Origin of the sequence: Desemzia sp. FAM 23988, from assembly GCF_045528365.1 — a bacterium.
GTDB lineage: Bacteria > Bacillota > Bacilli > Lactobacillales > Carnobacteriaceae > Desemzia.
The window spans coordinates 1-23,636 of sequence record NZ_JBGQQS010000024.1 but is presented as its reverse complement, the minus strand read 5'-3'; the positions used below and the strand labels follow the sequence as shown (position 1 = coordinate 23,636).

The following is a 23,636-nucleotide window of genomic DNA, read 5'->3' as shown; positions in this document are numbered from 1 at the left end:
GACTTGTAAACTATACTTAGGAAATGGAGGGAATCGATCATGATTTATTTAGCAGATTTAAACATTCATAAATTAAGATTATCCTCCTATTCAAAAATCGACGAGTAAATGTAAAGGAAATTCTGCACTCATCTGTTTTTTAATAGATTAGTGCTATTTTTTTGTCTTTTTTTGATAGGAGCGTGGAAAGTTGGGGGAGAATGAAAGAGTTAGTTAAACAATTGTGGCCTTTTTTTAAAACGCATAAGAAGAGATATGGGTGGGGGATATTTGCCATGTTATTCTCAAATGCGGCAGTGCTGATACCACCATATATCATTGGAAATGTGATTGACCAGATTTACAGCAATACATTAACTACTGAAAGACTAATCAGCCAAATCGCTTTATTTGTTCTATCGATCGTAATTACTTATGGAACAGAAGTATTTTGGGGATATCTATTTTTCGGAGGCAGAAACTTATTGGCCAAAGAACTACGAGAACGATTAATGAAACACTTTTTACGTATGAGAGCAACCTTTTATGAAAAATATCGTACCGGAGATTTAATGGCCCGTTCCACCAATGACTTAGATGCAATATCAGAAATGGCTGGTTATGGAATTATGGTAACCATGGATTCGACAGTTTTTCTTGGATTTATCTTGGTCATGATGTTTGTTTCGGTGTCTTGGAAATTGACCATCTGGTCTATGCTGACTATGCCGATCATGGCGTATCTGTTGAAAATACTTGGAGATCGAGTGAATGAGCGATATTTAGCTTCTCAAACAGCTTTTGCAGATATCAATGATGATGTCTTGGAAGGCGTAGAGGGTGTACGAGTCGTGCGTGCGTACGTTCAAGAAGATGCTATGGCTCAAAAATTTGCGGAAAAAACAGAAGAGGTCCTGCAAAAAAACATTTCTGTAGCGCAAATCAACGCCTTGTTTTCTCCGATTGTAAAGATCTTGATGGGAATCAGTTACATTGTAGCATTTGGTTACGGTGCTGTTTTAGTTTCAAATGGAGAACTGACTTTAGGACAGTTGATTTCTTTCCAAGTCTACTTAGGTATGCTGGTGTGGCCAGTTCAGGCAGTCGGGGAACTGATCAACTTGGTGCAGCAAGGTAGTGCTTCTATGAAACGAGTGGCAGAAGTATTGGGATCCAGTGATGATATGGAGCAAGAGGGATACAAAGCTGTACTGGATAGTCAAGATATCGAATATTCAGGAGTCACCTTTAAATATCCCTCTTCTGAGTCTGCCAATTTGGCGAATGTCAAAACTAAAATCGCTCAAGGAAATACTCTGGGGATTGTAGGAAAAACCGGGAGCGGGAAAACGACTTTTATCCGTCAATTACTGCTCCAATATCCTGCAGGAAATGGAGCGGTCACTGTTGGATCTGAGTCCATTCAAGAGTTGAAAAGCGACGTGTTGAAACCAATGATCGGTTATGTCCCGCAGGATTATACGCTGTTTTCTCGTTCAATAAGAGAAAATATTCAGTTCGGCAAGCCAGGAGCAACGGATGACGAGATCATGGATGCAGTTCGTTTGGCCAATTTTGAAGAAGATCTAGCTAGAATGCCTGAAGGGTTGGATACATTGATTGGAGAAAGAGGCGTTGCCATCTCAGGTGGGCAAAAACAACGTGTTTCCATTGCGCGTGCGTTGATTAAAAATCCAGAGTACTTGATTTTAGATGACTCGTTATCTGCAGTAGATGCGAAAACAGAACAAAAAATCATTGATAATATTCAACACGTTCGTAAAGGGAAAACGACCTTGATCACCACTCATCGTCTATCAGCGATTCATCATGCAGACTGGATCATTGTGCTGGAAGATGGGAAAATTATTGAAGAAGGTACACATGCTGATTTGATTGCCAAAGAAGGATGGTACCAAACGCAATACCAAAGACAACAATTAAAAGAGGAGGACACTAAATGAAAAATACAATTAAAGAATTAGTGGTTTATTCCTTCCAGAAAAAACTCCATTTTTCCATTGGGATCTTATTAATGATTGTTGCTGTAGGAGCTGATTTAGCAGGTCCCTTGATTATTCAACGAATCATTGATGATGTAATTGCTCCTTCGAATCAGACGCTGCTAGCTGTCGATTTATTGATCCGTTATTTAGCCGTATTCTTAGGACTGGCGCTTGTAACAGCGATAACCCGGTACTTTAGTTTCTTACTGCTGACTATCGGAGCAAATGAAATCGTTAAAAATATGCGGAATGATTTATTTGCCCATGTACAAAAACTGCCGATCCGTTATTTTGACAATTTGCCTGCTGGAAAAGTGGTTTCTCGTATCACAAATGATACGGAGCAATTACGGATATTTTACGTCGTTGTGGTTGGACAAGTGTTGACCAACTTGATTTATCTAGTAGGGATCTATATTGCCTTGATGCAAATTAGCATTACTTTTGGATTGATTACGCTGTTATTGGTTCCTTTCTTTGTATTGTGGGCAGTTGTGTACCAAAAGTTTGCTGTACCGTTTACTACAAAAATCCGGTCATTGGTTAGTGAGATCAATGGGACCTTAAATGAATCCATTCAAGGGATGTCGATCATTCAAGCTTATCAGCAAGAAGACAAAATGGAAAAAGAATTTACGGATGTAAATGAAGAGTGGTATAAATACAGTTTGAAATTTACGTTATTGGATTCTATGGGCTCGTTTAGTTTTGTGGAAGTGATTAAAAATATTACCTTGCTCTTGTTGGTAGTGTATTTTGGAAACGCCTATTTTAGTTCGGCACTAGGGATAACAGTTGGAGTATTGTATGTTTATGTAGATTACACGACTCGTTTATTTAATCCCATTCAAGGTATTGTGACCCAATACGCTTACTTGCAGACTGCGATGGCTTCGGCGAAACGAGTTTTTGAAATGAAATTAGTCAAAACAGAAGAAGACCAGACAGGCGAATTAGACTTTAAAGAAGGGGAAGTTGTCTTTGATCAAGTTTCATTTGCTTATAAGGATGAAGAATACGTATTGAAAGATATCGATTTTACAGCTAGAAAAGGTCAAACGGTCGCTTTAGTAGGCCATACAGGTTCAGGAAAAAGCTCGATCATGAATTTGTTATTCCGTTTTTATGACCCGACTAAGGGGACGATCACAATAGATGGTACGCCGACCACATCCGTCTCTAGAAAAAGTTTGCGCAGACATATGGGGATCGTGCTGCAGGACCCTTATTTGTTTAAGGGAACGATCGCTTCAAACATTACGTTGGGAGAAACTTCGATCAGTCGTGAAGCGGTGATCAAAGCAATCGAAGAAGTTGGCGGAGACACCTTGCTGCATAATATGCCAATGGGAATTGATGAGCCCGTAGTGGATAAGGGCAGTACGCTTTCGTCTGGTCAACGCCAATTAATCTCATTTGCGAGAGCGCTGGCCTTTGATCCTGAAATATTGATTTTAGATGAAGCAACTTCGAGTATCGATACTGAAACGGAGGAAATGATTCAACATGCAATGGATGTGTTGAAAATGGGAAGAACAACATTCATTATTGCCCATCGCTTGTCGACGATCCAACATGCTGATCAAATTCTAGTGCTGAATCAAGGTCAAATTGTAGAACAGGGAGATCATGAGTCATTGATTCAAAAACAAGGAATCTATGCAGAAATGTATCGTTCACAAAAAGAAAAAAGTCAATAAAACAGAGCAACACCCTTACTTTACAAAAGTAAGGGTATTGCTCTATAATAAGAGAATCATATGATGTAGGTGAATAAATGAAAAAAATTGTTATTTTATTGATTAGAGGATACCAAAAAGGGATTTCTCCTCTTTTTCCACCCAGTTGCCGCTACCATCCAACTTGTTCGCAATATTCGATCGATGCGGTTCGCAAACATGGAGCGATCAAGGGATCAATTATGGGCTTCTTTAGAATTTTACGCTGTAATCCATTTGTCAGAGGAGGGTATGATCCAGTCCCGGAACATTTTTCCATTAGACGCAATAAAAAAAACGAGGTTGAGTAAAAGTTTGCCTTCTACTCAACCTCGTTTTTTTTGCTGTTACATTTGGTCAGGAGAATGTACTCCTAATATTCTTAAATCTTCTTTCAATAAGATAGCGACTGCTTGAACCAAAGCTAAACGGGCTGGTTTTTCAGCATCTTCAGTCAATACACGACTGTTGGCGTAGTATTTGTTGAAGGCTTGTGCCAAATGGATCGCGTGTTTAGCGATTACAGATGGTTCCAACTTACCAAAAGCACGTTGAAGTGTCTCAGGATATTCTTGGATCAGTTTGATCACTTCCCAACTGTAAGCATCATCTAAAGCGTAGAAATCAGCAGCAGAAACTTCATCAACGCCTGCTTTACGCAAGATACTTAAAGCTCTAGCTCTAGAGTATTGTACATAAGGGCCTGTTTCTCCTTCAAATTGAACGATTTCATCGATCGTAAAGTCAAAGTTGTTTAAACGATCATTTTTCAAATCGTGGAAGACAACAGCGCCGATACCTACTTGGCGGGCAACTTCTTCTTTATTCGGTAAATCAGGATTTTTCGCTTCGATTTGTTTTAGGGCCACGGCAACGGCTTCATCCAATACTTCTTCTAGAAGAACGATTTTTCCTTTACGTGTAGACAATTTTTTACCATCTTTTGTGATCAGACCAAATGGAACATGGTGCATATCATTAGCCCAGTCATAACCCATTTCAGTCAGAACAGCTTTTAATTGTTTGAAATGATTGCTTTGTTCATTTCCAACTGCATATAGAGATAAAGCAAAATCATACGTACGTTTACGATAAATAGCAGCAGCTAAATCACGGGTGATATACAGTGTTGCACCATCTGATTTTTTGATCAATGCTGGGTTTAAATTGTATTTTTCTAAATCCACAATTGTAGCTCCGTTGTCTACGGTCAAAATATTTTTTTCTTCTAATAAATCGACAACTTCTTGCATTTTGTCATTGTAGAAAGCTTCTCCATTGAAAGAATCAAACGTGATTTCTAGTTTATCATAAATGCGATTGAATTCTTTTAAAGATTCTTCTTTGAACCATTTCCATAATTCAGTAGCTTCTTCGTCACCATCTTCTAATTTTTTGAACCATTCACGGCCATCGTCTTCTAATTCAGGTTTTTCTTCTGCTTCTTCATGGAATTGAACATACAGTTTCAATAACTCTTGAATCGGATTTTCTCTAACCGCTTCCTCAGTACCCCATAATTTATAAGCAGTGATCAATTTTCCAAATTGAGTACCCCAGTCTCCTAAGTGATTGATTTTGATAGGTTGGTAGCCCATTTTTTCAACAATATGTGCTAAAGCATTTCCGATTACAGTAGAACGCAAGTGTCCTAAAGAAATAGGTTTAGCAATATTAGGAGAAGACATATCGATCGGAACATTTTCTCCATGTCCGATATTGATATCACCGTATGCATTTTTTTGTTCTAAGATTTCTTGTAAGACGTGGGCACTAACGGTTTTTTTATTTAAGAAAAAGTTCAAATAAGGTCCGACAACTTCAACTTTTTCAACAATGGGGGAAGATACTTTTTCTCCTAAATCGGCAGCAATTTGTTGTGGTGCTTTACGGTAAGCTTTTGCTAGTGAGAAAGCTGGGAAAGCTACATCCCCATGTTCAACGGATTTTGGCTTTTCCAATAAGTTAAGAATGTCTTCAACAGACAATGTTTCTGAAACTTGTTCATGCAAGGCTTGAGCCACTTGTAATTTGTAATTCATTGTCATAACTCCTCTAGTTAATTTGTTTTTTAAATTTTGTCTTTGTATTTATGAATGTATTATGCTCAGTAGAAAAGACCCAATCATCTGGAGAACAGTTTTTTTGCATAAAAAAATAGCCCTTTTTTAGTTTTCATGACATCAAACTAAAAAAGAGACGAGAATTCCCCGCGGTACCACTCTTATTGCAACGTCAAATTGACGCAACCACTTGATTCACTGTAACGGCCGAATAAGCCGGATGGAACTAGTGATACTGATCCTTGTTCTCATCTCTCCGAAGTGCGCTTCCTGCAAGTTTTTATTACTGGCTCTCACCAACCCAGCTCGCTTCAAAACATCCTCAAGCAGTACTCTCTTCATCTACGATTGTTCATTCAATTTTGTATAGCCTATTATAACAAAACAACAGGCGAGATGCCAATGTTTTTCAATAAAAAGAATGTTTATTCATTATTATTGTAAAAATAATTAAATTATTAACCGCTTTCTACCTTTTTTTGATATACTGGGAGACAAAGAAACGAATTACATATGGAGGTTTGGCTATGAAAAAAACGAATCGTCAATTAGCAATCAAACAGATTATCACCAATCACGATATTGCTACCCAAGATGAATTGCTCCATTATTTAAAAGAGGAGGGAGTAGAAGCAACCCAAGCGACTATCTCTAGAGATATCAAAGAAATGAATTTAATCAAAACTTCGACTCCTCAAGGTGGTATGAAATATACTTTATACCAAACGAATAATTTGTCTGTAGAAGAGCGTCTGCAATCAACATTGGGCAATGTCGTGGTAAAACTAGAACGTGTACAATTCATCACGATTATTGTGACTATACCTGGAAATGCTCACGTCGCTGCGGCATTGATTGATGCGATCGAATTTCCTGAGATAGTGGCTTCTGTAGGTGGTAACGATACTTGTCTATTGATTTCAAAAGACGAAGAAAATGCGATGAAAATGTATGAATATTTGAATCAATTTATTAAACTGTAAAATTAAAAATAGGATATGTTTAGAAGTCTCATTTTAAAAGAAAAGAGGAATTAAATTGGCTAGTGAATCAGCAAATGAATTACTAAAATTGCAAAATGGCTCTGATATACGTGGAATAGCGGTCAAAACACCGGAACACGACATTACGTTGCATGATCAAACAATCGAATCCATAGCTTTTGGTTTTGCTTGTTGGTTAAAAGAGAAAAAGCAATTGATAATGGATAATTTAGAGAAACCTGTAAGAGTTGCTATCGGACAAGACAGCCGCTTATCTGGAAACCGAATCAAAGAAGTGCTGATCGAAGCCTTGAATAATGCAGGTATCGACGTGGTAGATGTTGGATTATCAACGACACCGGCACTTTTTATGGCCACTCAATATGAGTATTATGCCTGTGATGCTTCCATTATGATCACTGCCAGTCATTTGCCGTTTGAATACAACGGCTTGAAATTTTTTACAGCTGATGGAGGAGCAGAGCACGAAGACATTACTTTTATGTTGGAAAACGCGAATTGGGATGCTGTGACTTGGGAGAATAATCAAGGCATCATTGAACGTAAAAATTTGTTGGAAGATTATGCAGCTGATTTACGTCAAAAAATTCAAGCTGGCATCACGACAGCTCGTAATCCTGAACTTCCTTTAGAGGGAAAACACATTGTTGTGGATGCTGGAAACGGAGCTGGCGGCTTTTTTGCCACAGAAGTATTGGAAAAGCTGGGAGCGGATATTTCAGGAAGTCAATTCTTGGAACCAGATGGCAATTTTCCCAATCATGTTCCAAACCCCGATAACAAACAAGCGATGGCAAGCATTAAACAAGCCGTGCTGGACAATGATGCCGATATGGGAGTTATTTTCGATACGGATGTAGATCGATCAGCTTTAGTAGATCGCCACGGACAAACGGTGAATCGGAACAATCTGATTGCGGTAATTTCAGCAATCGTGATCCAAGAGAATCCGGGAACGACTATCGTGACAAGTTCAGCGACTTCTGAACACTTGAAAGACTTTATTGAACAGCTTGGAGGACACCAAAATCGGCACCTAACGGGTTACCGCAACGTCATCAATCAAGCCATCAAATTAAATCAAGAAGGTGTGCACACATCAGTTGCGATCGAAACGAGTGGTCATGCAGCACTGAAAGAAAATTATTTCCTGGATGATGGAGCTTACTTGATTGCTAAGATCTTGATTGCGGATGCTGAATTATCTGCAGAAGGCAAGGAGTTCTCGAGTTTATTTGAATCATTAAAACAACCTGTTGAAACAGATGAAGTTCGTTTTAAAATCACTACAGATACAGTCCAACAAACTGGCGAGGAAGTTATTGAAGCATTTAAAAACTTTATAACTGATCAGCCGGATATGGAGATTGAAAACAACAACTTAGAGGGTGTACGTGTCAATACATCTGGTGCATATGGAACAGGCTGGTTTTTATTACGCTTAAGTCTGCATGAACCGTTGCTGGTTTTATATTTTGAAAGTGATCAAGCAGATTCGATTGCTCAATTGCGAGAAAATGTTAAACTGTTCTTTAGTCAACAAGAAGGACTAGATTCTTCTAAGTTATAAAGAAAAAAGGTAGAAAAGGGAGTGTTAATGTGGTTCAACCATTAGCTGAAAGTATTACATTATACAACGGAGTCGAAATTCCTAAATTAGGTCTAGGCGTATTTTTGATGAAGGACGAAGAAGAACTTGTGGAAGCAGTCAAAGCTGCTGTCGAAGTTGGCTACCGTCATTTTGATACTGCCAAAATTTATGGAAATGAAGAATACTTGGCTAGAGGACTAAAAGAATCTGGTATTACCAGAGAAGAAATTTTCTTGACTTCAAAAGTGTGGAACTACGACCAAGGCTACGAAGAAACGAAAGCAGCTTTCCAAGAATCATTAGATCGTTTAGATACAGACTATTTAGACTTGTATTTGATTCACTGGGCTGCTCCTAAATACGTGGAAACTTGGAAAGCTTTAGTGGAATTGTACGAAGAAGGCAGAGTCAAAGCCATCGGCGTATCTAATTTCCAAACTCACCATTTAGAAGAATTGAAAAAACAAGAATTGATGCAACCAATGATCAATCAAATTGAGACTCACCCAGAGTTCCCGCAAAATGAATTGCACGAATACATGAAAGAAAACGGCATTATTCATGAAGCATGGGGTCCATTAGGTCAAGGAAAAACTGACTTGTTCAATCAACCGATCATTGTGGAATTAGCTGCAAAATACGGCAAAACACCTGCACAAGTCATCTTGCGTTGGCACTTAGAAAGAGGAGAAGTGATTATTCCAAAATCTGTACACGCTAACCGCATCAAAGAAAACAGTGAAATATTTGATTTCAGTTTAACGGCTGAAGAGATGGAGCAAATGAAATCTTTAGATACTGGTGTTCGCTACGGTAGCGATCCTGATGATCAAGAAAGATTGAAAGAAACTTCTATCCGTCCAGAAGACGCTAAATAATAGTTGGACTGTGTTGTGTCGATCAAATTAAATACACAAAAAGCTCTAGGCGCTAGGAAATAATTCCTAGCGCCTAGAGCTTTTTGTGGTGGTTTCCATAAGTCGTTGATAAGGAAGGTTGGGTACTATTTAACTATCGGAGTGGTTTACCGGTTCGGATTGTGAACTATAGTGGTTCTACTTAATAATCGGCTTGCTTTACCGGTGTGAATTGCCAGCTATAGTGGCTCTACTTAACAATTCGCAGGAGTTATCGGTTCGATTAGTGATCTATAATGGTTCTACCTAATAATTGGGTTGAACCACCAGGCTGAATTATGAGCTACAAAGCTGTTCCTTAACCATAAGGCAGTTTTGAAAAAAGTAAAGGCATCACACGTCATAAGCCGCCTCTGAAAAAGTAATCCTTGTATTTTAAAAGAAGTTAGCTTAGAATAAGCAATGTAGGTGCGTTAGGGTTAGTAGATAAATGATGGGTAAAAGAGAGCTTTTTGATTGCTGAAAGAAAAGCCCCCGCTGATTGATTGAACCTTCCTGACAATACGTTGTAGAAATATGACCGGAGTTCTGCCGTTATCAGAAATTGAGTTGGGTCAACTGAAACTGACCAATTAAGGTGGTACCGCGGAGACAGTATGTTTCGTCCTTTTTAGAGGATGGAGTATGCTTATTTTTTTTGCCAAAATCGTTCGTTAAAATAGGAGGAAGAAAGTATGAGTAATTTACAAAAAGAAGATTTTTCAGCTTGGTATATCCAAACAATCAAACAAGCCGATTTAATGGATTATTCACCAGTTCGTGGGTGTATCGTGTTCAAACCGGACAGCTACGAAATGTGGGAACACATCCAAGAGGAATTCAATAAACGTTTTAAAGAAGAAGGTATCCGTAATGCTTACTTCCCAATGCTGATTCCTGAATCATTCTTTACAAAAGAAAAAGATCATATTGAAGGGTTCAGCCCGGAATTGCCATGGGTAACTGAAGCAGCAGGAGAACAATTGGAAGAACGTTTAGCTTTGCGTCCTACTTCTGAAACAATGATTGGTACAGCCTTTAGTGATTGGGTAAACTCTTACCGCGATTTACCAATGCAGATCAACCAATGGGCAAATGTATTCCGTTGGGAAAAGAAAACTTTACCATTTTTACGCACTTCTGAGTTTTTATGGCAAGAAGGGCATACAGCACACGAAAGCGAAGAAGATGCACGCAAACGCACGATGCGTATGCTGACTATTTATAAAGAAGTAATTGAAGGATTGTTAGCTGTACCAGTATACGAAGGGCAAAAAACACCTTCTGAACGTTTTGCTGGGGCAGTAGATACTTTTTCTGTTGAAGCTATGATGAAAGATGGAAAAGCGGTTCAAGCAGGAACTTCTCACTATATGGGAACGAAATTTGCTGAAGCTTTTGATATCAAATTTTTGAATAAAGACAATCAACATGTACTAGCTCATACGACATCATGGGGCGTGTCTACACGTTTGATCGGTGCTTTGATCATGACTCATGGGGACGAGCAAGGATTGGTATTGCCGCCGAAAGTGGCTGCTAAACAAGTCGTCTTATTGCCTGTTGGTCCATGGAAGAAAAAACCAGAGATCGTGGAACGTTTAAGAGAATTAGAAACCGAATTGAAAGTGAATGGTTTCCGTGTCATTTTAGATGATACAGACAACTCTCCAGGTTTCAAATTCAATGAATGGGAACTAAAAGGTGTGCCAATGCGTATTGAATTTGGCCCTAGAGATATGGAAAATAATCAAGTGATGGTTAAAATGCGCGATCTAGGCGATAAAGAGGCCGTTTCTTTAGATGATATCATGGCTTACGTACCAGAAGCACTTGACAGTATGCAAACACGCTTGTTGGAAACAGCTCGTGAATACCGCAAAGAAAATGAATATACAACGATCGATACATTAGATGAGCTGAAAGCTCATATCGAAGAGAAAAAAACTGCGGGAGAAGTACCAGGGTTTGTCTTAGCTGGTTGGGATGGCGAATTGGAAACGGAAGCTAAAATCAAAGAAGAAACAGGCTTCACAACTCGTAATATTCCTTTCAATCCACCTGTGGTTAAAGAAACTTGTATCGTATCCGGTAAACCTGCTAAACATACCGTTTGGTTAGCAAGAGCTTATTGATCCATAAAAAAGAAAAACATCTCATCAGCGAATGCTGAGAGATGTTTTTTTATCATAACAATCAAAAGAGACCAGAATCCACCACATAACAGGTGAATTTTGATCTCTTTTAGATTAAGGTTTTATTTAGTCCTGTTCTGCTGTATCTTTCATCGTAGACACAGGAGACCAATGCCAATTAAAGCCGTCTTTTTGCAATAAATGTTTACTTTCGATAGGACCCATGGAGCCGCTTGGATAGTTCGGGAACTCCATATCAAACGTATCCCAAGCTGTACGAATCTTATCCACAAATTCCCATGATGCTGCTACTTCATCCCAATGCGTAAAGTTTGTCGCATCGCCGTTTAAACAATCTAAGATCAATTTTTCATAGGCTTCAGGGCTGTTCGCAGTAGTTTCTGCAGAATGAGAACTAGTCAATTGGATAGGTTCAGGTTGAACTCCTGGGCCTACTTTTTTAGCATTTAATTGCAATGCAAATCCCTCGGTAGGAGAGATGAAAATAGACAATATATTTGGAGGCAACGGCTGATTATCGGCTGTTTGGAATAATTGATGAGGAACATTTTTGAATTCGATATCAATTTGTGTCCCTTTTTCAGCCAAACGTTTACCAGTACGGATATATAGTGGAACACCAGACCATCTATAATTATCAATAAACAATTTTCCAGCTACGAAAGTTTCTGTTTGAGAATTTTCAGCCACATTTTTCTCTTCACAATATCCTGTCAAAGTTTCTCCGTTGACAGTACTTCTTCCATATTGACCGCGAACAAAGTTTACACGTACTTCCTCTTCTGAATACAAACGAAGCGAACGCAAAACTTTGATTTTCTCTTGTCGAATTTCATAATCACGGAAGACAGCTGGAGGTTCCATTGCCAACAAGGCTACAATTTGAAGAATGTGATTTTGAACCATATCTCTTAGAGCTCCACTGGTATCATAGTAACCACCGCGTTCTTCAACGCCTAAAGATTCGCTCAAAGTGATCTGAATGTTATTGATGTAGCGATTGTTCCACATGGATTCGATCAAATGATTGCCGTATCGGATAGTCGAAATATTTTGAACCATTTCTTTTCCTAGATAGTGGTCGATCCGATAAATTTGATCTTCATTGAAAGAAGCACGAATGTGATCATTGAGTTCGAAGGCACTTTCGTAATTATTTCCAAAAGGTTTCTCGATCACCAAACGATTGAATCCTTTTTCAGTCAGCAATTGTTGCGATTTAATGTTTTCACCGATGATTCCAAAGAAATCTGGGGACATTGCTAAATAAAACATCCGATTTCCGTCTAATTGATAAGTGTCGTCTAGACGTTCAGCAAGCGACTGCAATGTTTTATAATGTTCGATGTCTTGTACATTATGGGATTGGTAATAAAAATGACTTGCAAATTCTTTCGCATGTTCCTCAGATTCTGCCAAATCTCCAATTTTACTCATGATGATCTCCCGATAATAGTCATCAGACCATTCTCTTCTAGCTGTTCCAATAACAGCGAAATGCTCTTTCAAATAGCCTTTTTTAAATAAACGATAGAGGGAGGGATATAATTTACGATTGGCTAAATCTCCAGTCCCGCCAAAAATGATAAATAGAGCTTTTTTTTCTTCAATCACTCTAACCAAACCTCACTTTCAAGTAATCCTTTAAGACGAACAGGTATTGTTATCTTAAGTTTGCTTCAATTAATTGTACTTTTTTCTGAGAGCAGAATCAATCATTCGTTTTCAAAGAAGTTGATTTGTTATACCGCGTTTACGATAAATTTCTCATTTAGTAAATAGTAATAGCCATTTTATTTTAACATAGGAATCAAATAAAACCTAAATTTGTTAACGGTTGCAACGAATTTCTTTCGTTTTTAAGAATAATGATTCGGAGGAAAAAAAACATTTTGTGCAAGTTCTAATCAGTAGAGGAAAAGAAACCATTTATTATTTCAGTTAAGGTTATTGGTTTAACTTAATTTAATTTGTTCGTATAATCAAAGTATCTATAAATAGAGAGTGGGGAAAAAGTGGACTATTTATTTTTAGTTTTCGCATTATTTAGTGGGCTGTTATTCGTAGACGGAAAGCTGTTGAATAAAGGACAACTTAAAATGAATGTTATGAGTCTTTTCAAGAAAGAAGATGCTGAAGAGAGAGTGAAATTGATTGGTCGCTTTATGATGGTAACAGGCGTGATAACATTCACATGGACTTTGATGGGTTATTTATTCTATGACTTGTTAGCCATGGAGATCATCTTTTGTGGGTACTTTATTATAATAGCGATTGCGGGGATCTGTTTATTTGTTGCATTTAGAACTCGTTTCCGTTAAACCAATAAAAAATGGAGGAACACGCACAATTCATACTTAGAAAAAGATGGGTTTTATGTTATACTAGTCAAGATGCGGAGTCATAGAAAAATTCAGAATTCATTATTCTATATAAACGAATGAATGTGGTAAATTTGTTAAGTAGGAAAGTCTAATGAACAACCAAAAAAAGCATCCACGTTGTTATTCTAGAAATAACATTGATAGAAAGAGGCGATACAATGGTACACCCATTTGAAAAATTTAATTTGCAACCTTTTTTGATTGAATCGATCCAAGAATTGGGCTTTAAGGAACCAACAGAAGTCCAAGAAAAATTGATTCCAGCTATCCAAAAAGGCAGAAGTGTTATTGGCCAATCTCAAACCGGATCTGGAAAAACGCATACATTCTTGCTGCCATTGATGAACAAAATCGATGCTGCAAAAAATGAAGTCCAAGTTGTTGTTACTGCGCCTAGTCGTGAACTTGCTGAACAGTTGTATCTTGCAGCTGTTCAATTGGCAGAAAAATCAAATCCAGCTGTTATTGTCCAAAACTTTGTCGGCGGGACAGATAAAAAACGCCAATTGAGTAAGTTAGAAAATACGCAACCTCATATTGCAATCGGTACTCCAGGACGGATTCTAGATTTAGTGAATGCTAATGGATTGTTGGTCCATACTGCGACTGCATTTGTAGTCGATGAGGCTGACATGACTTTAGATATGGGATTCTTAGAAGATGTGGATAAAATTGCAGGCAAAATGCCGGATAACTTGCAAATGCTGGTCTTCTCAGCTACTATTCCTGAATCTCTAAGACCCTTCTTAAAGAAATACATGGAAAATCCTTTATTTGAACAAATTGCACCTAAGACGGTTATCTCTGATTCAATTGATAATTGGTTGATCTCTACTAAAGGAAGAGAACGTGTGGATATCATTTATCAATTGCTGACGATCGGACAACCTTATTTAGCAATCGTATTTGCCAATACAAAAGCTAAAGTAGAAGAAATTGCTAATGAGTTAAAATCGCGAGGCCTAAAAGTGGCTACAATTCACGGAGATATTCCTCCACGTGAGCGTAAACGCGTGATGAGACAAATCCAAAATCTGGAATACCAATATGTTGTAGCGACAGATTTAGCTTCTCGAGGCATCGATATCGAAGGAGTTTCTCACGTCATCAATGCTGAGATCCCGAATGATTTAGAATTCTTTATTCACCGTGTCGGAAGAACGGGAAGAAAGAATATGAAAGGGATCGCCATTACCCTTTATGCTCCAAGCGAAGAAAATTTGGTGAACGATATTGAAAAGATTGGTGTGAAATTTGAACCGAAGAAAATTTCAAAAGGTGAAATCAAAGAAACTTTTGACCGCCAACGACGAGAAAAACGTGAAAACACTGCTAAAGATACATTAAGCCCATCTTTACGCGGTTATGTGAAAAAGAAAAAGAAAAACGTCAAGCCAGGTTACAAAAAGAAAATCAGTCGTGAAATCAAAAAGAATAACCAACGAAAACGCCGAATTGAAGGCAATCGTGGTAAAAAATCATAAGTATAAGCAGGAGGCTGTCTCAAAAAGAGATGGCCTTCTTTTTTGAGATCTTTTTCAATTATCCGATTAAAAACGGGTATATCAAAATAAATTCTATTGTTGGGCAGGAAATGAGGAAAAGTTATTTTTCCTCTTCCTAATATACAAGAAGGTTCAATGATTCGTGTTTGCAAAAAATGTAAACAATCCTAGATATTCTATACTAAGTCAGGACTCGCATAAGAAGATGCTTTCGATTGGAGGGTTTCCCTTAAGGTTGGAAAACTAATGTATAGATTAAATGTAAGAGTAGCGGTCAAATTGATCGCTTAGATGTACTTGGCTATGTGGACTTCATGTAGCCAGTAGTATGGATAGATATGCCAGAAAAGCAGAAATAACTGTGGAAATGGACTGACGCGTCCAACGATTGTCAAAGTGGTATTTTTGAGAGCACTGCAACGGGTGATAGCAAGTGGTTACTTTCTTACTTATTAATAATAACAAAAAATTCATAGTTTTTTTCAAGTAAAAGGAGGAAGCAATAGGAATAAAGTAAATGGGAGAGGACTAAAAGCGGCTTATGGAAGGATACGAAATAAAGTGATTTCTTCTTATAGAACTATAAAAAAAGGACATGTAAAAGTCTTTGATACGACTTTTGCACGTCCGATCTAGATAATAAAAATCTATTAGAGAGTTTCTTTTTTAGGAATAGATTTGATAGACAAATAATAAAAATAAATCGTCACTCCCAGTTGCACTTCTAATTGGAATAAAGGATGAATATTAAATAGATTCAATACGGTAAATAAAATAGTTGGAAGAGTAGAAGCAACTAACACCACTTTCCACGTTTCACTAAAACGCAATGGCTTTCTCGTGATAGTGGCAATCAAATTTCCAAATACAGTGTACAAAAAATTATAGATCAAAGCTAAAATCAAAGAGCTGACCCATAATAGTACAAAGGTAATACCTAAAACGAAAGGATTAACGGTTTGCAATCCTAATATAACGTCTTTAAAAGTATCCTGATCCATCCCATTTAGTTGACTATATGGAAACTGGATAGGGTATAAGGGAATGCTTAAATAAAGTCCATCCTCTAGCAATGAGATTCCAAGAGTATTGCCGGAAACACGTTTATCAATGTCTGATGAGGTGATGTTGCCGCTGGGATCAAAAGCGAAAATAATAGAATTGGTTTGATAAATAAAGCTTTCTGCATCTTCTGCAGGGGTGATTTGGTTATTTTCTATTTCAAAATCGGGTATGTTTTGAGCAACTTCTTGTCCATCTTGAATAAAATCTGTTAATAGCTGATTGGTTTGAACCCAACTGGGAATCGTCAAAATAAAAGACAAAAAGATAAAATACAAAATTATTTTTCCTGTTTTTAAATTCCTTGCTTGGATCAATTGTTCAGGACGAGATAAAGATGCTTTAAATAACTGAAAGAGCTGGATAAGTATTCCTCCTTAAAAAATTCTTGATGTTCTATGTAATTGTAATCTTTTATGAAACTAAACTCAATAGCACTTGAAATAGAACCACGTCATACGCATGAAAAGTACTTTCTCCCAAAAATTAAAGTCTTCTTTCTAAAACGCTCTCTTAATAAGTAGGGGCGGCTCTATGGGGTGGAATTTCCTCCGGAATGGACGGGTTTGCTTGTGAAAGCCATGGGACCGTCTGGAGCCTGTAGTCTCCAGACTTTCAAGCTTCAAACGGAATCGTAAGCGCTGAAGCGCTAACGCTCCGTAATTCACATTTCATCCTTTACATGGCTACAAGCCCCCCCTATTCCTTCAGAAATATCACGGGTCTCAAACGAGTCACAGCTTAAAAAGCGTGTCTAAATATTTCGGGAAGTGCAAAGAAAGCAGGTCTTTCTCATAATGAAGACAGAAGCCTTCCACTTCATTCAACAGATATAAAATCTCGTTCATGTCGCCCGCTTCCGCATTTTTCTTTTAGCATACCAGAGACGAGAGGATTCGTAATCTTATTTTTTATTTAAATTTTTTCATACGTATGACGTGAAATAGAACCAGACTGGTTTAAAAAAGAGGCATTTTTATTCGATGGCGAAAAAATGCCTGTTCCATCTTTGTATAGTGTTGGTAAAGAACTTTCATCCGGAATCAGTGCTGTCTGACGAACGTCAGGGGATCGTTTTGAATCTTAACAGATTGAAAACTTTTACGCTACAAAGACTGCATAAGCGCTGAAGCGTTAAAACGTATGAGTGCCCATTTTACCTGTAACATTACTGACAGTAACTCCCATGATGGATAAATGGAAGGACTCTGTATGATCTATAAGATGTGACAAAGAAATTCACAAAATTCGTCTTTTAAATTGTAATCGGTTATAAAAAGTGTTAGATTATTAATAGTAAGCAACTATTTTATTATATGGAGGAATGACACTATGGCTTTTGAATTACCAGAATTACCTTATGCATACGATGCTTTAGCACCACACATTGATGAAGAAACAATGAAATTACATCACGACAAGCATCACGCAACTTATGTTGAGAAAACTAATGGGGCTCTTGAAAAACACCCTGAATTAGCGGACAAAACGATCGAAGAATTAGTTGCAGATCTACAATCTGTTCCTGAAGATATTCGTACAGTTGTACGTAACAACGGTGGCGGACACGCAAACCACAGCTTCTTCTGGGAAATTTTATCTCCAAATGGCGGCGGTGAACCAACAGGAGCGTTGAAGGATGCTATTGAAGCAACTTTTGGAAGCTTCGATAAATTCAAAGAAGAATTTGCCGCAGCATCAGCTGGTCAATTTGGATCAGGCTGGGGTTGGCTAGTAGTAAACAATGGGAAACTTGAAGTTGTTTCAACTCCAAACCAAGATTCTCCATTAACTGAAGGTAAAACTCCAATTATTGGACTAGATGTATGGGAACATGCATACTACTTAAACTACCAAAACAAACGTCCAGCATACATTGAAGCATTCTGGAATGTAGTAAACTGGGAAGAAGCAGGCAAACGTTACGACGCAGCAAAATAACTCGGTAAAATAAAAAACCAAGCAATGAGATGTTCGCATCCCATTGCTTGGTTTTTTATTGTGTTATATATTTATTTTTTTGAGGATAGAAGGGATTAGCAATAATACGATTGCAATAAAAGTAATAATGATGCCTTCAAATAGATAAGGAGTACGGTAAGAAAAGACAATTTTGTGTTTTCCTGGTTGGATCCGAATACCTAGTAAACCATCAATCACTTCTTCTGGCTGAACGGGAACACCGTCTACAGAAACAGACCATCCTTCACTGAACGGAATTGAAGTCATTAAGAAATCTTGATTATCTTGAATAGTAACAGTACCTTCGATGTTTGTCTGACTATGATGATCAACTTCCATTCCACTAGTTTGCAAGGATTCGATAGAGTGAACAAAGGCGGATGTATCTAAGCGATACAATTGAATATCTTCTAAAGAAATCGAATCTTCCAGCAGTTCAATTTCAAATGTTATCGTCTTTCCATAATCTTCATTGGCTAAGTTATGGATCAATGTCTCATTTGAACTATCATAGAATGCGTATGGTTCTCCATTTAAATACAAGTTGACGTCTTCGTCTCCGATAGCAGAGCCTACGGTAAGATAATAAGCATCATTGGTATTCGGAGTAAATTGAAATTGAACGGATGATTTAATCTCTTCGTCGTCTTTTTCAATAATTGGCTCAAAACTAGAACCAGAGAGCAGCACATTTTGATAGATCGTGCTTGAGAACTCTTCAGGAAAGAAATAAGTCGTTGCGTTGCTGCTTCCTGCTAGGGCACTCAGTACAGCTTCTTGTGTTTGAATAGGCCGGTTTTTCTGTAAATATACCGATTCGATATTGCTCGAGCTGCCGAATGCAAATGGCAGACTATAAGGATTTTCGTAAATCACAACTTGGTTTGTAGCGGCGATTTTTTGATAGTCTTTTAAATCTGGTTTAGTCTGCTTCAAAGTAAAATGATACTTGTCTTTATTTAAGGACGAGCGGAATGGGAAAGAGAATGCTGTTTGAAAAGTATCGTATCTAAAATTGTTTTGTTCTAATGGCTCCGTCGCGGTTTCTATCAAAGCAGGGATATCTTCATTGTCTTTCCAATACAGATCGTTTCGTTCACTGGCGTAGTATTTCACTCCAAACAAAGCATCGGTTAAAAGTGTCCCATTTGAATAGGTCAGGAATCCACCTCCGACAGGATTTCCTAAACGGCCGAAAAGGTCGGGCACAGCACTTTCAAATGTAGAACTGAAATGCGTAATGCCATTAAATCCGGCTTGGAAGCTGTCATTTTTAGTACGCACAAAAGTCTTTTCGATCCGGTATAAATCATCATCTTGGTTTTCTATCCAATCGATCACTTGCTGCTGGCTTTGCTGATAAACAGAAAACGTGTCTTGATCTACATAACTTAACCTGGATAAAGAAATGCTGGCGTTGACCGTCATTTCAATACTCGTTACCAAAAATAAAACGAAACCCAACCATTTATACTGTTGTGGTTTCAAAATAAGCAGCAATAAAATCAAGAATGTAAACAACATAGTAATGATGACTTGGATGGGAGTGAGAAAGTCAAATTCTCCATTATAGACATACAGTCCTATTCCAGATGCAATGACCATGGTTAAAAAAGTAGCTAAAGGATTGACCCCTTTCAAATGAGTAAAACTACGAAAAGCTAATAATAATAGGAAGAAAGAGACCACGAACGAAAAGCGATACGGATACCAATTCGGGTATTGCATAGCATGCCAGATCTTATTCATGGCATCTATATTCATAGAGAAAATAAAAAAAGTCACTAGTACGAAAGCTGCAACACGTTCTCGTAACGGAAACGCCCGATTAAAGAAATACAGGCAGACGCACAATAAAGCTAAACTGCCTATAAACAGGTTTGGATATCCCGAAGGCATTTGGTCAAAATTAAAGGCTCCAACAAAAAATTTCGAGACCATCTCAGGAAAAAAGTAATCTGTTTCCCATTTAAAATCCAACTCTATATAACTGGCTTTTCCTACCATTAATGAATGAAGGGTAGGAAGCAACAAGATAGCGGAAAGACCGCCAGCTAACAAGGAATGCCAAATGAACAATAAACTTGTTTTGATACATGACAGAACATTATCCCTTCGTTTACTGGTATGTGGAAATCCAATACTGATACAGCGGAAGATAAAATAAAGAACAAGGAAAAAGCAGACCATATACCCTATATAATAGTTGGATATCAGGCAAATGGCTAAAAAAACAGTGTAAAAACCACCTTTTTGCTGCTTGATCAGCCGTTCCAAACCTAAAATAATGAGCGGCAAGAAGATAATTCCATCTAACCACATGATGTTGAATTGATTGACAATCGTGTATCCCATTAAAGCATAGCTTGTTGAAAAGGCTACTAGACTAAAACCATCCCCACCAAATTCTTTTTTTAATAGGTAGGCGAAACTCCAGCCGGCTAAACCATATTTCAGCATAGTGACTACTGTAACGCCTAATGCAACTTGCGATTGCGGCAATAGTAAGAAAATCAGATTAAATGGACTGGCTAAATAATAAGCCCACAATCCAACCATATCCCCGCCGATGGCTTTCGAAAAGGAATAGAAGAAAGCTGACGGATCTTCAAGCAGCGTCGTGCGATAATAAGCTAAAAAATCAACATATTGTTGTCCCAAATCAATCGTTAATACAGTTTCATTTCCAAATGGATAGACCCCTTTGAATGCATGAATGACGGACATAATCAAAAAAGGGACTGCAAAAGCTAATAATAATGGCCATTGATTTTGAATAAATAGTCTTATTCGTTTTTTCATGATCGATCACCCCAAGTAAAAAATTGCTTACTCCTAGAATAGCATATTCAAGCAGGAGAAATAATCGATTCAGGAAAAAAGTTTTTTTACTGATAGGAATTCAAAAAAAAGTTAAATGTGAAACTTTTTAGCGATTATGGTTAAAGGTCGGATAATCTGTTACAATATACGAAGTTCTACTTAAATAGGAAGGTGTTCATTTGAAATCAAATCAAAAAAAACAAACGAAGAATAAGTCGCATATTCCTTTAAGACTTAACATACTATTTGCTGGTGTGTTTGTGTGCTTCGCATTACTTATTTTAAGACTTGGTTATTTGCAAATTGTCAGTGGTGAAGAATTTGAAGCAGAAGTTGCTCGAACAGAGACAACTTTAGCAACCGGAAATGTGCCTCGTGGTGAAATATATGATGCTGAACATCGTAAAATGGTAGGGAATACAGCGGTACAAACGATCACCTATACACGTGGACAAGGTGTTTCTTCAGAAGATATGGCTAAGATAGCGTTGGATTTAGCCGCTGTTATCGATATGCCCTCTAAAGTCAGAGTAGAGAACGAAAGTGAATACGATATTACACCTCGTGATCTGCAAGACTATTGGTTAGTTCTGAATGAGGAAAAAATCAATAAGAGATTATCAGAAAAAGAATTGGATCTAAGCGGTTCTGATTTTTATCAAACGCAAATTTCCAAAGTAACGGATGAAGACATTGCTCAAATGTCTGATGTGGAAACTGAAGCGGCAGCTATCTTTAAAAAAATGAATGGGGCTTATGCCTTAACAACGATCAACATTAAAAATGAAAATGTGACAGATCAAGAAATCGCCTTAGTCAGTGAACATTTAAGTTCATTGCCAGGTGTAGATACGGGTACAGATTGGATCCGAAATTATCCTCAAGAAGGTATGCTGAAGAGTATTCTTGGAGAAGTTTCCACAGAGGAACAAGGAGTACCAGAAAGTCAATTATCTACTTACTTGGCTAGAGGATATGCACGAAACGATCGTGTGGGAAACAGTCAGCTGGAACAGCAATATGAATCAGTTCTCAGCGGTTCCAAATCTAAATCAGAAACTCAAACCAACACTAATGGAGATATCATTGAAACGATTGAACAGTACGCTGGTGAAAAAGGCGATAATTTAGTGCTGACAACAGATATGGATTTTCAAGAGACGATAGAACAAATTGCTGTTGAATCACTAGGCGAACGAGAAGGGGACAATGATAGAATTTACATTGCTGCTTCTGATCCGCAAACAGGAGAAATTTTAGCTTTAGTCGGTAAAAAATACAATTCTGAAACAGGCAAAATTGAAGATGATGCATTGGGAAATATTACTCAAAGTTATTCAATGGGATCTGCTGTAAAGGGTGCGACTGTATTAGCCGGCTATATGGATGGCGCGTTGACCTTTGATGATAATGTAATTGTCGATGCTCCACTTAAAACAGGGCAAACTCAAAGTATTAGCTCGGTGTTTAACCGAAATGGTAGTGTCGCATTAAATGACATAGGCGCGTTAGAACAATCTTCAAACGTTTATATGGCAAAAGTCGTTTTACGGATGGGCGGTCAGTACCAACTTAATTCCAAGGGAACATTCCCGATAAACGTCAACCAAGTCATGACTAAACTAAGATATTACTTTGCTCAATTTGGCTTAGGTGTAGAAACAGGAATTGATTTACCAGGTGAAGCAACTGGATATGTTGGGCCTAATCCAAATGCTGGTTTAGCAATGTTCTTTGGTTTTGGACAGTACGATACGTATACTCCAATTCAGTTGTTGCAGTATGCTTCAACAATTGCTAACGGAGGCACACGTATCGCGCTTAGACTGGTAGATGAAATTTGGTCTACAGGGGAAGATGGCGGTTTAGGAACAATCGAAACACAATTAGAACCTGAGATTTTAAACACCGTCAATGTTGATCCTAAAGCGATGGAACGAGTGCATCAAGGCTTTTACCAAGTAGTACACGGAGCGAATGGGTCTGCACGTTCTCGTTTTGTAGGTGCTGAGTATGAGGCCGCAGGAAAAACGGGGACTGCCCAAGCTTTTTATAATGGAAAATCAGTAACGAATAAGACCTTTGTGGGATATGCGCCATATGATAATCCGGAAATTACGGTGGCTGTCATTGTGCCCAATCTACCAAACAACAATACAAACTATGAAAATACGATTGCTGCACGAAAAGTAATGGATGCTTATTTCAAAGTAGGCGAGTACAAAGAAGCAACCCCTGATGAAGATGCAACGGACTCTTCTGAAGGAGCAGAATAAGTGTAGGACATCAAAAAAGGCTGGTCCATAAGATATGGGCCGGCCTTTTTTTGTTCGCCCAGCATGGGCGAACTCTAACGGGTGCAAGTCCCGAATGCAACCTGACAGTGGTAAGCATATAGCTGACGGCAAGGGTGTCCACCGTGAGGTGGAATCTGAAGCCCAAAGCAAAACTCTGGTCTGACGAACAGAAATCACATAAGAGGTGAGT

General features: G+C 38.0%; 15 protein-coding genes and 1 other annotated feature. Of the genes, 11 read left to right on the top strand and 4 right to left on the bottom strand.

Annotated elements, in window-relative coordinates; genetic code table 11:
• The first annotated feature begins 275 nt into the window (after positions 1–275).
• The 3 genes from ACEN4L_RS11275 to yidD all read left to right on the top strand — a co-directional run bounded on the left by ACEN4L_RS11275 (position 276) and on the right by yidD (position 4,014).
• A complete protein-coding gene (locus ACEN4L_RS11275; RefSeq protein ID WP_407097395.1) occupies positions 276–1,943 on the top strand; it encodes an ABC transporter ATP-binding protein in 1,668 nt (555 codons plus the stop codon).
• Positions 1,940–3,685: an ABC transporter ATP-binding protein gene (locus ACEN4L_RS11270; RefSeq protein WP_407097394.1), complete on the top strand. Its 1,746-nt coding sequence runs from the start codon at positions 1,940–1,942 to the stop codon at positions 3,683–3,685. Before ACEN4L_RS11275 ends, ACEN4L_RS11270 begins: the two co-directional genes overlap by 4 nt.
• Positions 3,686–3,762: 77 nt before the next feature.
• Positions 3,763–4,014, top strand: coding sequence for a membrane protein insertion efficiency factor YidD (gene yidD, locus ACEN4L_RS11265; RefSeq protein ID WP_407097393.1), 252 nt, complete (start codon positions 3,763–3,765; stop codon positions 4,012–4,014).
• A 36-nt stretch (positions 4,015–4,050) separates the two neighbouring features.
• Here yidD and argS read toward each other — a convergent pair whose 3' ends face one another.
• The gene (argS, locus tag ACEN4L_RS11260) at positions 4,051–5,745 is read right to left on the bottom strand and encodes an arginine--tRNA ligase (RefSeq protein ID WP_407097392.1); all 1,695 of its coding nucleotides are present in this window, start codon (positions 5,743–5,745) and stop codon (positions 4,051–4,053) included.
• A 150-nt stretch (positions 5,746–5,895) separates the two neighbouring features.
• Positions 5,896–6,120 (bottom strand) — a binding site (T-box leader).
• 173 nt (positions 6,121–6,293) lie between these two features.
• On the opposite strand from argS, the gene argR reads away from it, so the two are divergent.
• From argR to proS, 4 genes are all read left to right on the top strand, one after another.
• Positions 6,294–6,749, top strand: coding sequence for an arginine repressor (argR, locus tag ACEN4L_RS11255; protein ID WP_407097391.1), 456 nt, complete (start codon positions 6,294–6,296; stop codon positions 6,747–6,749).
• A 55-nt stretch (positions 6,750–6,804) separates the two neighbouring features.
• Positions 6,805–8,340: a phosphomannomutase/phosphoglucomutase gene (locus tag ACEN4L_RS11250; protein ID WP_407097390.1), complete on the top strand. Its 1,536-nt coding sequence runs from the start codon at positions 6,805–6,807 to the stop codon at positions 8,338–8,340.
• Between the two features lie 29 nt (positions 8,341–8,369).
• Entirely contained in the window at positions 8,370–9,239 is an 870-nt protein-coding gene (locus ACEN4L_RS11245; RefSeq protein ID WP_407097389.1) for an aldo/keto reductase, read from the top strand.
• 713 nt (positions 9,240–9,952) lie between these two features.
• Positions 9,953–11,392, top strand: a complete 1,440-nt coding sequence (gene proS, locus ACEN4L_RS11240) for a proline--tRNA ligase (RefSeq protein WP_407097388.1) — start codon at positions 9,953–9,955, stop codon at positions 11,390–11,392.
• 126 nt (positions 11,393–11,518) lie between these two features.
• Here the strand turns inward: proS and zwf are convergent, their stop codons facing one another.
• The gene (zwf, locus tag ACEN4L_RS11235; protein WP_407097387.1) at positions 11,519–13,027 is read right to left on the bottom strand and encodes a glucose-6-phosphate dehydrogenase; all 1,509 of its coding nucleotides are present in this window, start codon (positions 13,025–13,027) and stop codon (positions 11,519–11,521) included.
• 401 nt (positions 13,028–13,428) lie between these two features.
• Here zwf and ACEN4L_RS11230 point away from each other — a divergent pair, with 401 nt between their 5' ends.
• Together ACEN4L_RS11230 and ACEN4L_RS11225 are read left to right on the top strand one after the other, a co-directional pair.
• The gene (locus tag ACEN4L_RS11230; RefSeq protein ID WP_407097386.1) at positions 13,429–13,734 is read left to right on the top strand and encodes a hypothetical protein; all 306 of its coding nucleotides are present in this window, start codon (positions 13,429–13,431) and stop codon (positions 13,732–13,734) included.
• 221 nt (positions 13,735–13,955) lie between these two features.
• Positions 13,956–15,281 carry a DEAD/DEAH box helicase gene (locus tag ACEN4L_RS11225; RefSeq protein WP_407097385.1) on the top strand — a complete coding sequence of 442 codons (1,326 nt, stop codon included), beginning with the start codon at positions 13,956–13,958 and terminating at the stop codon, positions 15,279–15,281.
• A gap of 671 nt (positions 15,282–15,952) precedes the next feature.
• Here the strand turns inward: ACEN4L_RS11225 and ACEN4L_RS11220 are convergent.
• Positions 15,953–16,729: a DUF1189 domain-containing protein gene (locus ACEN4L_RS11220; protein WP_407097412.1), complete on the bottom strand. Its 777-nt coding sequence runs from the start codon at positions 16,727–16,729 to the stop codon at positions 15,953–15,955.
• A gap of 967 nt (positions 16,730–17,696) precedes the next feature.
• On the opposite strand from ACEN4L_RS11220, the gene ACEN4L_RS11215 reads away from it, so the two are divergent.
• Complete coding sequence (locus tag ACEN4L_RS11215; RefSeq protein WP_407097384.1) at positions 17,697–18,305, top strand: superoxide dismutase; 609 nt, start codon at positions 17,697–17,699, stop codon at positions 18,303–18,305.
• A gap of 63 nt (positions 18,306–18,368) precedes the next feature.
• Here ACEN4L_RS11215 and ACEN4L_RS11210 read toward each other — a convergent pair whose 3' ends face one another.
• Positions 18,369–21,128 (bottom strand): YfhO family protein, encoded by a 2,760-nt coding sequence (locus tag ACEN4L_RS11210; RefSeq protein ID WP_407097383.1) that lies wholly within the window; start codon positions 21,126–21,128, stop codon positions 18,369–18,371.
• Between the two features lie 200 nt (positions 21,129–21,328).
• Between ACEN4L_RS11210 and ACEN4L_RS11205 the strand changes: the two genes are divergently transcribed.
• The gene (locus ACEN4L_RS11205; RefSeq protein WP_407097382.1) at positions 21,329–23,425 is read left to right on the top strand and encodes a peptidoglycan D,D-transpeptidase FtsI family protein; all 2,097 of its coding nucleotides are present in this window, start codon (positions 21,329–21,331) and stop codon (positions 23,423–23,425) included.
• Positions 23,426–23,636 lie beyond the last annotated feature (211 nt).